General features: G+C 60.2%; 10 protein-coding genes. 6 read left to right on the top strand and 4 right to left on the bottom strand.

Features of this window, described 5'->3' with window-relative positions; translation table 11 throughout:
• The first annotated feature begins 9 nt into the window (after positions 1 to 9).
• From hisS to G5315_RS02495, 5 genes are all read left to right on the top strand, one after another.
• Positions 10 to 1,287 carry a histidine--tRNA ligase gene (gene hisS / locus G5315_RS02515; RefSeq protein WP_005351051.1) on the top strand — a complete coding sequence of 426 codons (1,278 nt, stop codon included), beginning with the start codon at positions 10 to 12 and terminating at the stop codon, positions 1,285 to 1,287.
• A 3-nt stretch (positions 1,288 to 1,290) separates the two neighbouring features.
• Positions 1,291 to 1,941, top strand: coding sequence for a YfgM family protein (locus tag G5315_RS02510; protein ID WP_021229680.1), 651 nt, complete (start codon positions 1,291 to 1,293; stop codon positions 1,939 to 1,941).
• Positions 1,934 to 3,118, top strand: coding sequence for an outer membrane protein assembly factor BamB (gene bamB, locus G5315_RS02505; RefSeq protein ID WP_005333796.1), 1,185 nt, complete (start codon positions 1,934 to 1,936; stop codon positions 3,116 to 3,118). The genes G5315_RS02510 and bamB overlap by 8 nt, the downstream gene beginning before the upstream one ends.
• Before the next feature lie 74 nt (positions 3,119 to 3,192).
• Positions 3,193 to 4,689: a ribosome biogenesis GTPase Der gene (gene der, locus G5315_RS02500; protein WP_043823902.1), complete on the top strand. Its 1,497-nt coding sequence runs from the start codon at positions 3,193 to 3,195 to the stop codon at positions 4,687 to 4,689.
• Between the two features lie 124 nt (positions 4,690 to 4,813).
• On the top strand, positions 4,814 to 5,038 hold the full coding sequence (locus G5315_RS02495) for a zinc ribbon domain-containing protein (protein WP_421332322.1): 225 nt from the start codon (positions 4,814 to 4,816) through the stop codon (positions 5,036 to 5,038).
• 372 nt (positions 5,039 to 5,410) lie between these two features.
• Here the strand turns inward: G5315_RS02495 and mltF are convergent, their stop codons facing one another.
• Positions 5,411 to 6,895: a membrane-bound lytic murein transglycosylase MltF gene (mltF, locus tag G5315_RS02490; RefSeq protein WP_266133867.1), complete on the bottom strand. Its 1,485-nt coding sequence runs from the start codon at positions 6,893 to 6,895 to the stop codon at positions 5,411 to 5,413.
• Positions 6,896 to 7,044: 149 nt separating this feature from the next.
• Between mltF and purL the strand changes: the two genes are divergently transcribed.
• On the top strand, positions 7,045 to 10,968 hold the full coding sequence (purL, locus tag G5315_RS02485) for a phosphoribosylformylglycinamidine synthase (protein ID WP_421332319.1): 3,924 nt from the start codon (positions 7,045 to 7,047) through the stop codon (positions 10,966 to 10,968).
• A 72-nt stretch (positions 10,969 to 11,040) separates the two neighbouring features.
• On the opposite strand, the gene G5315_RS02480 is transcribed toward purL, so the two are convergent.
• The 3 genes from G5315_RS02480 to G5315_RS02470 are packed head-to-tail and all read right to left on the bottom strand — an operon-like array spanning position 11,041 to position 15,156.
• Positions 11,041 to 12,582, bottom strand: a complete 1,542-nt coding sequence (locus G5315_RS02480) for an HD domain-containing phosphohydrolase (RefSeq protein WP_421312101.1) — start codon at positions 12,580 to 12,582, stop codon at positions 11,041 to 11,043.
• Between the two features lie 16 nt (positions 12,583 to 12,598).
• Positions 12,599 to 14,029, bottom strand: coding sequence for an HD domain-containing phosphohydrolase (locus tag G5315_RS02475; protein ID WP_227340748.1), 1,431 nt, complete (start codon positions 14,027 to 14,029; stop codon positions 12,599 to 12,601).
• A gap of 2 nt (positions 14,030 to 14,031) precedes the next feature.
• Positions 14,032 to 15,156 carry an FIST signal transduction protein gene (locus tag G5315_RS02470; RefSeq protein WP_421332318.1) on the bottom strand — a complete coding sequence of 375 codons (1,125 nt, stop codon included), beginning with the start codon at positions 15,154 to 15,156 and terminating at the stop codon, positions 14,032 to 14,034.
• Positions 15,157 to 15,217 lie beyond the last annotated feature (61 nt).

Here is a 15,217-nt window from a genome sequence, read left to right as displayed (position 1 = left end):
AGTATCAACGTGGCAAAACAGATCCAAGCTATTCGCGGTATGAATGATTGCCTGCCGGAGCAGAGCCCGGTATGGCAGAAGGTTGAACAGATCCTGCGCCAGGTCGTTGCCAGCTATGGCTACAGCGAAGTGCGCATGCCGATTGTCGAGCAGACTCATCTGTTCAAGCGCGCCATCGGTGAAGTGACCGACGTGGTCGAAAAAGAGATGTACACCTTTGAAGACCGTAACGGCGACAGCCTGAGCCTGCGTCCGGAAGGGACCGCCAGCTGCGTCCGTGCCGGTATCGAACACGGTCTGCTCTACAACCAGGAACGCCGGATGTGGTACATGGGCCCCATGTTCCGTCACGAGCGTCCCCAGAAGGGCCGTTATCGCCAGTTCCACCAGTTCGGTGTCGAGCTGTTTGGCATCAACGGGCCGGACATTGACGCCGAGCTGATCATGCTGACCCACCGTCTGTGGCGTCTGTTTGGCATCAGCGAGCATGTCACCCTGCAGCTCAACACCCTGGGTCAGAGCGCCGAGCGTGCCGCTTACCGCGATGCGCTGGTGGCCTATCTGGAGCAGTACAAGGAGCAGCTGGACGAAGAGAGCCAGCGCCGCATGTACAGCAACCCGCTGCGGGTGCTCGACTCCAAGGATGAAAAGGTGCAGGCCATTCTGGCGGGGGCCCCGCGTCTGTTTGACCATCTGGGCGAAGAGAGCCTGGCCCACTTCGAGGGGCTCAAGCGCCTGCTCGAGTCTGCCGGTATCAAATACGAAGTGAACGAGCGTCTGGTGCGTGGTCTTGACTACTACAACCTGACCGTGTTCGAGTGGGTCACCAGCAGTCTGGGTGCCCAGGGCACCGTCTGTGCCGGTGGCCGCTACGATGGTCTGGTAGAGCAGCTGGGCGGTCAACCGACCCCGGCCGTGGGCTTTGCCATGGGCATGGAGCGTCTGGTGCTGATGCTGGAAACTCTCGAGCTCAACGCCGATATCCGCCCGGCGGTGGATGTCTATCTGGCGATGGTGGGCGAGGGGACCGAACAGGCTGGCTTCCAGCTGGCCGAGCGTCTGCGCGATGCCCTGCCGGACCTGCGCCTCATGAGCCACTGCGGTGGTGGCAACTTCAAGAAACAACTCAAACGTGCCGACAAGAGCGGCGCGGCAATCGCCCTGATCCTTGGTGAGACCGAGGTGCAAAACGGGGAGATCACTATCAAATATCTGCGTGGTCAGGCCGAGCAACAGACCGTCAAGGTTGACGCCGCCATTGCCCTGCTGGCAGCCAAAGGAGAGTAAGCTGTGGAAGTCTATACCACCGAAGAACAACAGGTTGAGGTTATCAAGGAGTGGTGGAAAGAGAACGGAACCTCGGTGATTGCCGGGACCGTGATCGGTCTGGTCGGTCTGTTCGGCTGGCGCTATTACAACCAGCACCAGCAAGAGACCATGGAGGCCTCCTCCCACTCTTACAACCAGGTGATTGAGCAGCTGGCCAAGGGCGATGCCGCCGGTTTCGAGCAGGCACAGCAGTTTGTTACTGCCAACAAGGGTGACTCCTACGGTGAACTGGCCGCGTTGCAACTGGCTGCCGCTGCCGTCAAGGCGGGCAAGCTGGATCTGGCTGCCGAGCAGCTGGAGCTGGTGGCGACCACGGGTGACGAGAGCATTCGTCCCATCGCGGCGCTGCGTCTGGCCCGTGTGCTGAATGATCAGGGCAAGGCAGATGAAGCGCTGGCCAAGCTGGCAACCATCCAGAATGAGGCCTTCAAGGCGCAGGTAGCCGAAGCCCGTGGTGATGTGCTGCAAAAGCAGGGCAAGACCGAAGAGGCTCGTGATGCCTATCAGGCGGCGGCGGATGCCGGCGGCCTGCAGGGTAGCGCCGAGCTCAAGCTGAAAATGGACGATCTGGCCCTGCCGGCCGTAGCGACTGGTGAGGCACCGGATGCGTAATCTATTCAAGATGGTGGCGCTGGGGGCTGCGGTCTCCTTCGCTCTGCAGGGTTGCTCCCTGTTCAGTTCCGAAGAGGATCTCAACCCGATGGCGCCGCTGCCCAAGGTTGAATCTGCCTTCACTGCCGACACCGCATGGTCATCTACTGTGGGTGATGGCATCGGTGACTTCTACTCCCAGCTCAAGCCGGTGGTGGAAGAAGATCGTATCTATGCGGCGGCCCGCGACGGCGATGTCAGCGCCTTTGACCGTGCCAGTGGCGATCGCCTCTGGACTGTCGATCTGGCCGACCTGCCGGTCAACGCCGACAAGCGCAGCGCCCGCCTTTCCGGCGGCCTGGTCTCCCGTTACGGCAAGCTGTTCCTCGGTTCCGAGAACGGGGTGGTCTACGCCCTGAACGAAGAGAATGGCGAAGTGCTGTGGCAGACCAATGTGCCCGGCGAAGTGGTGGCAAGCCCCGCGGTGGAAGATGGCCGCGTGGTAGTGCTGACCACCTCCGGTCGCCTGATCGCCCTCGACACTGATGAAGGCAAGATGCAGTGGTCGCTCTCCGAAGAGCAGCCGCCACTGACCCTGCGCAGTGCCGGTGCACCGGTGATCACCAACGGCGCCGTGATTTACGGTCGTGCCGATGGCAAGGTGGGCATCGCCCTGCTGAGCAATGGCCAGCCTGTGCGCCAGTCCAAGGTGGCTGATCCGCGCGGTGCCACCGAGCTGGACCGCATGGTTGACGTCGATGCCAGCCCGCTGATTGCCGGTGATGAGCTCTACGCCATCGCCTACAACGGTCAGCTGATGGCGCGCAAACTGATGACCGGCGATGAAGTGTGGAAGCGCAAGTATTCCGGCTATCGCGATCTGGCGATGACTGGCAATGCCATCGTGCTGACCGACAGCCGCAGCCATCTGTTTGCCATCGACCGTCGCAACGGTCTGGAGCTGTGGTCCAACACCCAGCTGGAAAATCGTACCGTCACTGCACCCGTCATCTTCGGTGACTATGTGGTGGTGGGTGATGTGGAAGGATACCTGTATTGGCTTGATCGTACCGACGGTACCATCAAGGCGATGCAGCAGCTCGATAGCAGTGGTCTCTATGCCGCCCCGCTGGTGGATGGCGAGACCCTGTATGTGCAGAGCCGTGACGGCAAGTTGTACGCCCTCAAGCGTCCTTGATCGTCCGATAATGTGAATATCCGGCTCCTGGTCTTCGGACCCGGAGCCTTTGTCGTCTTGAGAATGAGGCTTTTATGACTCCTGTAGTAGCCCTGGTGGGCCGCCCCAACGTGGGGAAATCCACCCTGTTTAACCGCTTGACCCGTACTCGGGATGCCCTGGTTGCCGATTTTCCCGGTCTGACCCGGGACCGTAAATACGGTCAGGCGAAGTTGGGCGAGCTGGAATTTATCGTGGTCGATACCGGCGGTATCGATGGCACCGAAGAGGGGATCGAGCTGAAGATGGCCGAGCAATCCCTGCTGGCCATCGAAGAAGCGGACGTCGTGCTGTTCATGGTGGATGCCCGTGCCGGTCTGACCGCGGCGGATCAAGCCATCGCCGAGCACTTGCGCAAGGCCCACAAGAAGGTATTTCTGGTGGCCAACAAGACCGACGGTATCGACGGTGATTCCGCGGTCTCCGAGTTCTACGGTCTGGCGCTGGGCGAGGTCTACCAGATCGCGGCCGCCCACGGTCGTGGCGTGCTGAGCCTGCTGGAACTGGCCCTGGCTCCCCATCTGGAGACCCTGGTCGACGCTGCTACCGATGAAGATGCGCAGGATGAGGAAGAGGAGGACTTCGACGAAGAAGCCCTGCTGCGCATGGTGGCTGCCGGTGAACTCGATACCAAAGAGGACACCAAGGAGACCCCGTTTGCCGACCTGCCCATCAAGTTCGCCATCGTTGGTCGTCCCAACGTCGGTAAATCTACCCTGACCAACCGTATGCTGGGTGAAGATCGGGTCATCGTCTATGACATGCCCGGCACCACCCGTGACTCCGTTTACATTCCGATGGAGCGTGACGAGCAGAAGTATGTGGTTATCGACACCGCCGGTGTGCGTCGTCGTGGCAAGGTGCACGAGACGGTGGAGAAGTTCTCCGTTATCAAGACCCTGAAAGCTATCGAAGATGCCAACGTCTGCCTGCTGGTGATCGACGCCCAGGAGACCATCACCGATCAGGACTTGAGCATCCTTGGCTATGTGCTCCACGCCGGTCGCTCCGTGGTGCTGGTGGTGAACAAGTGGGATGGTCTGGATCAGAAGGTGAAAGAGGATGTGAAGAACGAGCTGGATCGTCGCTTGGGCTTCATCGACTTCGCTCGCGTCCACTTCATCTCCGCCCTGCACGGCAGCGGTGTCGGCCATCTGTTTGAATCCATTCAGGAGGCTTACCAGTCCGCCACCCGTCGTACCAGCACGGCCATGCTGACCCGCATCATGCAGATGGCGCAGGAAGATCACCAGCCGCCGATGGTCAACGGTCGCCGCGTCAAGCTCAAGTATGCTCACGCCGGTGGCTACAACCCGCCGCGCATCGTGATCCACGGCAACCAGCTGAACGACTTGCCGGACTCCTACAAGCGGTATCTGATCAACTACTTCCGCAAGTCCCTCAAGATCATGGGCTCGCCGATCCGGGTCGAGTTCCAGGAGTCGGTCAACCCGTTTGAAGGGAAGAAGAACACCATGACCCTGAGTCAGGAACGTCAGCGCAAACGCCTGCTGAAGATGAAGAAGAAATAAGCCCTTGCGGCTGCCCTCACCGGCAGCCGCTTTGTTATCCTCGCCATGTTAAGGTGAGGAATAAGGGGAGGGGGATCTGCCATGGAACAAGACCATGGCAGATCCACTTTTCGAGGAGTTGATTATGGAAGTCCTGCTTTGTCCATCATGCCAGGCTGAACTGGATACCCGCAGCAAGGAGCAAACCTGTGGTCAGTGCCAGGCCATTGTGCGGGTCACCGCGCTCTGTCCCACCTGCCATATGGAGCTGGAGCGGCTCAAGGCGTGTGGTGCGGTGGATTACTTCTGCAACCACTGCAACTCGCTGATCTCCAAGCGGACGGTACAGTTCAAGGCTGAGCTGGTTTAAGACGATATTCAGGTGAGAAAGAAGATAAAAAACCCGGCGAATGCCGGGTTTATGCTGTGTGCTCTGCAATAAGCAGGGTATAGGATCGATTTCTGCGCCACAGGTTGCGCTTGATGTCATTAAGCTTGAGTTTGCGTCTGGGGCTCCAGCTGCACTTCGCTTTTCTGACCAGACTGATTTTTCTACGTTTTTGCATCTTGGTCTCCTCCCAACTCAGGTGGCCGTCCCGGCCTTGGGTCATTGATGGAGCCCATCCGAAATTGCTGTTATTTAATCTCTCAACATAATGAAAACAATGCGATTTCGGATAGGCTCCGATGTGAATCGATGGTAACAGAGAAGTTTGTGTGAAGACAGCCGAATAATGGCTGGTTAGCGCATGGTGATCTGATTGACCACTTCGGCGATGATAGTCGGGCGCTCGGCGATCTCCGGCTCGCTGTCGTTGTCGAGACTCTCCCGCTGGTGGGCCTTCTGTTGCTCGTTATCGAGCCAGAGCAGGCTCTGGTAGTACTGACGCACGTTGTTGACATAGTTGCGAGCTTCGCTGCCGCGGGCATAACCGTAGCGCACCTTGCGATGCCAGCGTGCTTGCTGCAGCAGAGGCAGCACATCCTTGACGTCGCTCCAGGCGTCGGGATTCTTGCCGAGCTCTTTGGTCAGGCGGCGGGCATCCATCATGTGGCCGTAACCGATGTTGTAGGCGGTGAGGGCAAACCACACCTTCTCGTCATCGGGCACCGAATCCGGCACCTTCTCCATCATCTGTTGCAGATAGAGGGAGCCACCCTTAATGCTCTCTTCCGGATGAAGCCGGTTGTTGACCCCCATCGCCTTAGCGGTGGGCTCGGTCAGCATCATCATGCCGCGCACGCCGGTGTAGGAGCGGGCCTGCGGGTCCCAGTGGGACTCCTGATAGCTGATGGCGGCGAGCAGACGCCAGTCGATATTCTTGGCGTGAGTCTGGAACAGCGGCTGGTACTTGGGCAGCAGACTCTTGGCGCGCTTGAGGAAGGTGCGGGTATCGACAAAGTCGAAGTTCTGCACGTGGCCGAAGTACTTCTCGTCCAGCTTTGCGATGGCACCATCCATAAATCGCTGACCGAAAAAGTCGATGACGCTGGCGTAGAGGCTGTCATCGGGCAGCTTGCTCATGGCCCAGGCAACAGTCTGCTTCTGGGCCAGGGTCAGCCCTTCGGTGAGCTCGGGGTAGTAGCGCTGACTGCGTGCCAGTACGGTATCCTGCACCACCGTGTAGTCAATCTTGCCATCCACCACCTGCTTGAGCAGCTCCTCCACATCGGCGTTGTGGCTGGTGCTCCAGGCTAGTTTCGGATTCTCTTTGCTCATCTCTTTGAGTAGGTCTTCCCCGGTGGAGCCTGCGGCCACCATCAGCTTGCCTTTTATGTCGTTCAACGAGGCCGGCTTGGGCTTGCCGTTACGGTAGACCAGCTTGGGGGAGACCTGGTAGAAGCCCGGACCGAAGCGAAACAGCTCGCGACGTTCCGGTGTGACCATGATGGCGGCCGCCGCCAGATCGACTTTGCCCTTTTTCAGCAGTGTAACCAGTTCGTCAGTGGTGTTGACCGGGATGATGGTGAGTGTCACCCCCAGCCAGTCGGCATAATTTTGTGCCAGCTCGTAATCGAACCCCTGGGCGAGGTCGTCACGCTGGTAATAAGAGGTGGGACCATAGATGGTGCCAACCCGGATCTCGCCTCGCTGGCGGATCTGCTCCAGCTGGCTGGAGGGGCTATAGAAGTCGCAGCCAACCAGCGTCAGCGTCAACAACAGCCCGATAAACAGTCGAAAAATGCAGCGCAAGTAGGTGAGTACCTTTGTTGAAAAAATCGGCATTTGTCAAAAAAGAGGCACCTTTATACCAGAGAGTGTGCGCAGAGTCACACTGCTCGAAGTGAGAAAAACGTTTGTCCGCTGTGAGCCAGATCCCTATAATACGCGCGTCTCAATTCCCCCCCACTTTAAAACTTGGTGAGAAAGGTCATATGGATATCTTGCGTGGTGCCCCAGCACTGTCTGATTTTCGTGTCCAAAAACTGCTGCAACGCTTCGCACAGATGAGAAACGAGAGTGGAGTAGAGAGCGGAGTAGAGATAGAGGATGTCTATGCCGAGTATGTGCACTTTGCCGAGCTGACAAGCCCCCTCTCTCCCCCCGAGCGAGCGACCTTGGGCCAGCTCTTGCGCTACGGCCCGACCATCCCCGAACACACCCCCAGCGGTCAGCTGTTTCTTGTTACCCCCCGCCCCGGCACTATCTCCCCCTGGTCTTCCAAAGCAACCGACATCGCCCACAACTGCGGCCTGAAACAGGTCAAGCGGCTGGAGCGTGGTATTGCCTATTACCTGACCATCAAGGGGCAGGGTGAGCTGAGTGCCGCCCAGCGCAGCACCATTGCCGCCGTGCTCCATGATCGGATGATGGAAGTGGTGTTTGCCAAGATGAGCGAAGCTGCCGCCCTGTTTGCTCACCACGAGCCGCGCCCCTTCACCCAGGTGGATGTGCTGGGCGGTGGTCGAGCAGCCCTGGCCGAAGCCAACGTGGCGCTCGGTCTGGCGCTGGCCGACGACGAAATCGACTATCTGGTGGAGAACTTCACCAAGTTGGGTCGCAACCCCAACGACATCGAGCTCTACATGTTCGCCCAGGCGAACTCCGAGCACTGCCGTCACAAGATCTTCAATGCCGACTGGACCATCGATGGCGAGCCGCAGCCCAAGTCGCTATTCAAAATGATCAAGAACACCTTCGAGCAGACGCCGGATCATGTCCTCTCTGCCTATAAAGACAACGCCGCCGTGATGGAAGGGAGCCAGGGTGGCCGCTTCTTCCCGAGCCCGGCCAACGGCGAATACCAGTATCACCAGGAACAGGTTGACATCCTGATGAAGGTGGAGACCCACAACCACCCGACCGCCATCTCCCCGTTCCCGGGCGCAGCTACCGGCTCCGGCGGCGAGATCCGCGACGAGGGTGCAACCGGTCGCGGTGCCAAGCCCAAGGCGGGTCTGGTCGGTTTCTCCGTCTCCAACCTGCGCATTCCCGGCTTCGAGCAGCCCTGGGAGCAGGATTTCGGCAAGCCGAGCCGCATTGTCAGCGCCTTCGACATCATGCAGGAGGGGCCGCTCGGCGGCGCCGCGTTTAACAACGAGTTCGGCCGTCCGGCCATTCTCGGCTACTTCCGTACCTTCGAAGAGGAGGTGCCGAGCCACAACGGCGTCGAGGTGCGTGGCTACCACAAGCCCATCATGCTGGCAGGCGGCATCGGCAACATCCGCACCGAACATGTCCAGAAAGGGGAGATCCCGGTCGGCGCGGCGCTGATCGTGCTGGGCGGCCCGGCGATGAACATCGGTCTGGGCGGTGGTGCCGCATCCTCCATGGCCTCCGGCCAGTCGGCCGAAGATCTCGACTTTGCCTCGGTGCAGCGTGATAACCCAGAGATGGAGCGCCGTTGCCAGGAGGTGATCGATCGCTGCTGGCAGCTGGGTGACGACAACCCTATCGTCTTTATCCACGATGTGGGGGCGGGTGGTCTCTCCAACGCCATGCCGGAGCTGGTCAACGACGGTGAGCGCGGTGGTCGTTTCGATTTGCGCGCCATCCAGAGCGACGAGCCGGGCATGAGCCCGCTAGAGATCTGGTGCAACGAATCCCAGGAGCGTTACGTGCTGGCGGTAGCGCAGGACAAGCTGCCGCTGTTCAAGGTGCTGTGCGAGCGCGAGCGCGCCCCCTATGCCGTGATCGGCACCGCGACCGAAGAGAAGCATCTGACCCTCTCTGACAGCCACTTTGACAACCAGCCCATCGATCTGCCGCTGGACGTGCTGCTCGGCAAGGCGCCCAAGATGCACCGCGACGTGGTGACCCTGCCTGCACAGGGCAAAGCGCTCCAGCTCGATGGCATCACTTTGAGTGACGCGGCCGAGCGGGTTCTGCGTCTGCCGACCGTGGCGGAGAAGTCCTTCCTTATCACCATCGGCGATCGCAGCGTGACTGGCTTGGTCAATCGCGACCAGATGGTTGGCCCCTGGCAGATCCCGGTGGCCGATTGCGCCGTCACCGCTGCCACCTATGACAGCTATCACGGCGAAGCCATGTCCATGGGCGAGCGCACTCCGGTGGCGCTGCTCTCCCACGCCGCCTCCGCTCGCATGGCGGTGGCGGAAGCGCTCACCAACCTGGCGCCGGCTCATATCGGGTCGCTGAAGCGGGTCAAGCTCTCCGCCAACTGGATGGCCGCTGCCGGTCACCCGGGGGAAGATGCCGGTCTCTATGAGGCGGTCAAAGCGGTAGGTGAGGAGCTCTGTCCGGCCCTTGGCATCACCATTCCGGTGGGCAAGGACTCCATGTCCATGAAGACCCGCTGGCAGCAGGATGGCAAGGAGCACAGCGTCACCTCGCCGCTCTCCCTGCTCATCTCCGCCTTTGCCCGGGTCGAGGATGTGCGCAACACCGTCACGCCACAGCTGCGTACCGATCTCGGTGAAACCGACCTTATCCTCGTCGACCTTGGCAATGGCAAGCAGCGCCTCGGCGCCTCGGCACTGGCGCAGGTCTATCGCCAGCTGGGTGACAAGGCGCCGGATCTCGACAATCCGGTCCAGCTCAAAGGCTTCTTCAACGCCATTCAGGCGCTGGTGGCCGATCGCAAGCTGATCGCCTATCACGACCGCTCCGACGGCGGCCTGTTTGTCACTCTGGTGGAGATGGCGTTTGCCGGACACTGTGGTCTCGACATCCAGCTCGATCGTATCGGTGGCGAGCTGTTGCCTGCGTTGTTCAACGAGGAGCTGGGCGCCGTCATTCAGGTGCGTCGTGAAGATAAAGAGGCGGTGATGACCCTGCTGGCCGGCCACGGTCTGGCAGCCAGCTCCCATGTGCTCGGTACCGTGCGCGAAGGGGATCTCATCACCCTGCAACGGGCCGGTCAGGAGGTCTATCGTGCCAGCCGTACCGCCCTTCGCACCATCTGGGGCGAGACCAGCTGGCAGATGCAGCGCCTGCGCGACAACCCCGAGTGCGCCGACAGTGAGCACGCGGCCCGTCAGGACGCCACCGATCCGGGTCTGCATGCCAAGCTGACTTACAACCCGTCCGAGGATGTGGCTGCTCCCTATATCGCCCGTGGGGTCTCCCCCCGTCTGGCGGTGCTGCGCGAGCAGGGAGTCAACTCCCATGTGGAGATGGCGGCGGCGTTCGATCGTGCCGGTTTCGCGGCGGTCGATGTCCATATGAGCGACATTCTCTCCGGTCGCATCAAGCTGGAAGAGTTCCAGACCCTGGTGGCCTGTGGCGGTTTCTCCTACGGTGACGTGCTGGGGGCGGGGGAAGGCTGGGCCAAGTCCATCCTGTTCAATGACAACGCCCGCGAGCAGTTCCAGCGCTTCTTCGAGCGCGGCGATACCCTCTCTCTGGGTGTCTGCAACGGTTGCCAGATGATGTCCAACCTGCGAGACCTCATCCCGGGTGCCGATCTCTGGCCGCGCTTTGTACGCAACCGCTCCGAGCGCTTCGAGGCCCGCTTCAGTCTGGTTGAGGTGCAGGAGTCCCCATCGGCCTTCTTCGCTGGCATGGCAGGCTCCGTGATGCCCATTGCCGTTTCCCACGGGGAAGGGCGTGTCGAGGTGCGCGATGCCGCTCACCTGAACGCACTGCAGCAGAGCGGTCTGGTAGGACTGCGCTTTGTCGACAACCGCGGCAGCGTGACCGAGCTGTATCCTGCCAACCCGAACGGCTCGCCGGATGGTATCACCGCCGTGACCACCACCGATGGCCGCGCCACCATCATGATGCCGCACCCGGAGCGGGTGTTCCGCACCGTGGCCAACTCCTGGCACCCCGACAACTGGGGCGAGGATGGGGCCTGGATGCGGATGTTCCGCAACGCCCGGGTTCGTCTGGGTTAATCGCGACTGCGCCAGCGCATAAAAACAGAAACCGGCCAAATTTGGCCGGTTTTTCAATATGGGCTCTGTCGATCAGGTTTGGCCGTGGCCAAGTTCATGAGGGGTAAACTCTCCCCGATCCAGAATACGCAGACAGGCATCGACCACGGCTTCATCCAGCTGGACTCCCCGCATGGCCATGATATGGGTTCGGGCCTGCGCAATCCCCAGGGCAGCACGGTAGGGACGATCCGATGACATGGACTCCACTATATCGGCGACCGTGAGAATGCGCGCTTCCAGCAGGATCTGCTCGCCTTTTAACCCTGATGGATAGCCGGAACCGTCGAGATACTCGTGGTGCTGGTGGATCATCCGGGCTATGGGCCAGGGCAGGGCGATATCCTTGAGCACCAGATAACCTGCTGTCGGATGCTCCTTGACCAGATTGAACTCCTGGGGGGTCAGTTTGCCCGGTTTGGTGAGGATCTCGACAGGGACCTGGATTTTGCCGATATCGTGCACCATGGCGCCCAGATAGAGACCGCGTAGCGGTTTATCACCCAACCCCAGTTCTCGGCCGATGGCCAGCGCCAGGGTAGCGACATGCTTCTGGTGTCCGGCGGTGTAGGGATCGCGTTGTTCCAGCACGGCAGCGATGGCTCCCAGCGCATCCTCCAGGGCCAGCTCCAGTTGGCGGGCATGCATGGTTTTTTCACGCTGGGCGGCAAGATAGGCCTGCTGGGTTCGACGTGCCTGCAGGCCATAGGTCAGGTAGTCGGCCAGTCCGTTGAAGAGATGCACCTCCTCATCGGTGAAGGCTCTGGCCTGCGTGCTGTGAATAAGCAGTCCGCCTGGCACAGTGGCTTGCCACTGCAATGGCAGCAGCAGCCGTCCCCTCAAGGTGGCGGAGTGGTGGACCAGTTCGGTGCCAAGTGCTTCGTTGCGCATCTCGCCTGAACTGATTGCACTGATCAGGGCTGCGTCCCGGGTGAGCCAGTTATCGCTGGCAAACCAGACGGCCTGACCTGCCTGCGCCAGGATCTGTACTCTGTTCTGATCAGCGGTCTGCAGTACGGTCACCAGGGGAAAACGGCCATCGAAAGTGATGGCATCACAGATCTCCTGCAGTAGTGTCTGTTCATCCCCCTGCTTGAGCATGGCATGGTGGGCGCGGGTTATTGCTTCCAGCGTCCAGGTATATTGCTGGAGACGCTCCTGCTGCTGTTTCTGGTCGGTGATATCTTCGAAAAAGACAGCGACACCGATCACCTTGCCCAGCTCATCGTACAGGGGAAACTTGGTGGTACTGAGCCAGCGGTCTTCACCCCCTTTCAGATAGGGTTCTTCGTGATGCCGGGTTTTGCCGCTGGCCATGACCTGGAGATCGTCATCCCGGTAGCGTTGGGCCAGCTCGGCCGGGAAAAAATCGGCATCGCACTTGCCAACCAGTTCGGCCGGGGTGAGGGCCAGATCGTCGGCCAGCAGTCGGTTGCAGGCGATGAAGTGTGAACGGGTATCTTTCAACAGGACGCGATAGGGCAGCTGTTCCATCACCTGATGGAGCAGGGCTGCGGTGGGGTGAGAGCTGACGCCCGGTGGCTGAATGGATGGCGGTAGATCTTTTAACATCATCTTGGTGCAACCAGAGTCAGGTGGTAGTAAAGCGGTAGCCCGCTTGCCAGACGGCGAAACAGGCATCGACCACCTGTTCGTCGTAATGCACACCGGCATAGCGCGTCAGCTCGGCGAACGCATCGGTGAGAGAGAGGGCGCGCCGGAACGGACGGTGGGCCGTCATGGCGGCCAGGGAGTCGGCGACCCGTATAATCCTCGCCTCCAGCGAGATCGCATCCCCCTGTAGCCCTTGTGGGTAGCCGCTACCATCGAGATTTTCATGGTGCTGCATCACTATGGTGGTGATGGGCCAGGGGAAGTCAATCTGTTGCAGGATCTCGCGGCCAGTGTCCGGATGCTGTTTGATCAGTTCGAACTCAACCGGCCTCAGTTCCCGCGGGCGTGTGAGGATCTCCGCCGGGATCTGCAGCAGGCCGATGTTATGCACCATGGCCGCAAGACCCAATCCATCCAGCTGCTCTTGCGGCAGTTGCAGCTGTTGACCTATAGCCAGCGCGAGATCATGCACGCGCCGTTCGTGTCCTGCCGTGACCGGATCTTTGTGGGCAATCGCGGAGGAGAGGGCCGCGATGGTCTGAAACAGCAGGGTGCGCTGGCGCTGCTCGCTTTCCTTGATATGGGTGATGTCGACCAGTGCCCCTATGATTCCGGCCACCTCGCCCTGATGGTCATAGAAGAGATCCTTGAAGTTGAGCACCTGGTAGCGGTGGCCGCTGCGATCAAACAGCGTGTGTTCAAAATATTGCGGCTGCCTGCTGCGCAGCACCTCCATGTCCCTTTGGGTATATTCGTCCGCCATCTCCGGGGGCAGGATTTCGTCCACCCGCTTCCCCTGCAGCTCGGCCTTGCTGATCCCGGTGACCTGGGTAAAGGCCGGGTTGCAGCTGAGAAAGCGCCCTTCGACATCCTTGTAGAACACCGGGATGGGAATGGCCTTGAGCAGGGATTCGTTGAGGCGCTGCATGTCGACCAGCTCGGCCTGCTGGCGCCTGGCGAGCTGTTCGCTGTCCTTGCACAACTGGATGGCGCGCGCCAGATTACCGAGAACCGGGCTGAACAGATGGCAGACCGGCACTGTGTGCTGCTGGGGTTGGGGGGCCAGCAGCAAGATGAGATATCCCCCGTCAACCCTGAGCCGATAGGCAAAGTGGTACGGTCGGCCACCGGGGAGAGGCAAGGTCGTTTGCAGCGCACATTGGTCACCTTCAACAATCCAGGCAGGCAAGGAGAGCAGCGAGCCACTGTGCCGGGATAGCTGATCATCACCAATGACCTTGAGCAGCTCATATCCTTCCCGTTGCTGCTGCAATACCACACCAACCGGTGTGGCACAGTGAAACATAAAGCGCTGCAACACTTTGGTGAGCAGGGCATCGAGTGTGACCTCCCGACCGATGCAGAGGGCGAGATCGCAGACAATGGCCATGGCGTGATCGTTATTCATTGCTAACCCTCGCTGAGACAGAGGATGGCACCGTTGTGAAAGAGCGGGTAATCCCCCGGCCTTACACTTCCTATCTCGCCAAGAGAGAGGGCCCCGACCAGCTCGTGGGCTCCGCTGTGGCTAAAGAGGGTCTCCAGCTCCAGAGTGCTCTGTTCGCCGAAGTGCTGCTGACGGCCGGCGCAGTAATAGATCTCGAGGCGCTCGGGTGTACCGTGCCGGCCGAGCTTTTCGGCCAATTCGACAGCGTGCTCTGTGGGGCTTTCCGGGGCTTTCAGCAGTGTGAGAATACTGTGGTCAGGCACCTCTCCGACGCAGAGCAGGGCACCTTCGTCGGTAACGGCGACCGGGATCCGCACGATCACATCGCCATTGGCTCGCAGCAACCCCAAGGGCAAATGTACACCGTACCGATAGAACTGCTCTGGTGTGAGGTTTTGCTGGAACTGCTGCCGGATCAGGGATTGATAGCGGCTAAAAGCCGGCTCCCAGTCGATAAAGGAGATCTTGTTGCCTTCACTGCTGGTGGCGAGCATGGGCTGGGCAGTGAGTTGATAGCCGTGCTCCAGCAAGGGGGGACTGTGGGGGGAGAGCAGTGCACAGCTGACCCCATGCCCCAGCAATCTCTGGGTGTCAAACAGGCAGGGCATGGCTGTGAACTGGCCGCTACCTGCATTGACACCCGCATAGTTGACCCTGTCCGCCAGCCTTAGATAGATCCCCTCGAGCAGGGTTGCAATATTGGGGAGCATGGCGTCAAAGGTGAGAAAGAGGGTGGGAACCTTCTCGGTGTCCGGCCATTCTGCCAGTCGGGACGCCAACTGCTCGCAGATGATATCGGCCAGTGTATCGGCACTGGCTGTAGGGGAGAGCGAGAGCAGCAGAGGATTGTGGGATGCTGGTCGGGGCAACAGCCAAGCCCCCCTTTCGTGGAAACCGTGCCGACTGACAAGGCGTGGAAAGATGGCGCCGCAGAGTTGAATGTTGAGGCGCTGACACTGCAGCTGCAGATCGGCAACGCGTGCGGCATCCCGCTCGGCTAGCAACACATCGAGTCGTTGCCCCTCATAGGGAAGCAATGCATCGGCCAGTGGATGCGCATCAAATTGATGAAAAGTAGGCTGCATCATCGCTCGGAACTCCATTCCTGCCAGTCATCAATATATCAGCAAGGGGGTTGGATGAATACCG

It is taken from the genome of Aeromonas sp. 603607, from assembly GCF_049171595.1.
Classification (GTDB): domain Bacteria; phylum Pseudomonadota; class Gammaproteobacteria; order Enterobacterales; family Aeromonadaceae; genus Aeromonas; species Aeromonas veronii.
This window is presented reverse-complemented; position numbering and strand designations above follow the sequence as displayed.